The organism is Pseudoalteromonas sp. APC 3694, from assembly GCF_030407565.1.
GTDB lineage: Bacteria > Pseudomonadota > Gammaproteobacteria > Enterobacterales > Alteromonadaceae > Pseudoalteromonas > Pseudoalteromonas tetraodonis.
In genome coordinates this window covers 1-925 of the sequence record NZ_JASDDE010000131.1, presented here as the reverse complement: position 1 = coordinate 925, position 925 = coordinate 1, and the positions used below count along the sequence as shown (strand labels likewise).

1 protein-coding gene is annotated in these 925 nt (G+C 35.6%); it reads left to right on the top strand.

Going from position 1 to position 925, the window contains the following annotated elements; genetic code table 11:
* The first annotated feature begins 430 nt into the window (after nucleotides 1-430).
* On the top strand, nucleotides 431-913 hold the full coding sequence (locus tag QMA00_RS18840; protein ID WP_139336486.1) for an SH3 domain-containing protein: 483 nt from the start codon (nucleotides 431-433) through the stop codon (nucleotides 911-913).
* Nucleotides 914-925 lie beyond the last annotated feature (12 nt).

Below are 925 nucleotides of genomic sequence, written 5' to 3'. Positions count from 1 at the left end.
TCAGCGGTCAGCGGTCAGCGGTCAGCGGTCAGCGGTCAGCGGTCAGCGGTCAGCGCAAGATAAACCAAAGCACAATAAATTCAATAATTTCAGCCATAAAAAAACCCGCGACTTGATTGCTCAAGCTGCGGGTTTTTTAGGGTTTTTAAACAAACGAATTTAAAAACCGTTATTGGTGGGCTGGGGGAATCTTAACTAAACATATAACCAACTGAAAAATAACAAAACCCACCTACAAGAAACCACTTGTTGTTACCATTGTTGTTACAATTTGTTTTTGTGTGGGTTCAAATTCGCGTTTTGCAGCTGAACTAACTTAATAACATAGATGCTTCTATATTTACTTTGCATTAAAAATGGATCTTGGTGTATTTTAAGAAGCAATCTTATAATGACTTATCAAAGCCTGCTAATGGTTAAAGGAATAACTATGCTAATCCGTATTATTTTATCTATCTTCCTTATTTTTTCTACAAGCTGTTTATCAGCAGAAATTGAATTAGGTATCAACTACGTAACTATAAAAAAATTAAATGTACGCAGCTCTCCCTCGATCAATGGGGATATTGTAAGTAAAAAAATTTTTAGACAAGGCGTAGAAGTAGTTGAATTAAAAAACGGTTGGGCAAGAATATATTTCCATGACAAAAACATTCAACATTGGGTTTCTGAAAAGTACTTAGCTCGAAAGCAGCCAAGTGCAACAATACTTGAGTCAGCAGACCATCACTTCATAAACGAGTTAATTCCAAGAACAATGAGCGATAAAGCGATCTACTATCTACTAAAGGTAAGTAAAAAAGAAAAAACAATAGTAACAATACATAAGCGAGTTAGTTCAAGGTCTATAGGCTACTCCAAAACCGAAATTAATTGCATATTCTCTCCAGCTTTGATCACCCAATTGCATTAACTTTGATCGCTT

Bases quoted from the DNA above. Each gene is read 5' to 3' on its own strand.
- QMA00_RS18840 (WP_139336486.1), top strand. From the start codon at position 431: ATGCTAATCCGTATTATTTTATCTATCTTCCTTATTTTTTCTACAAGC.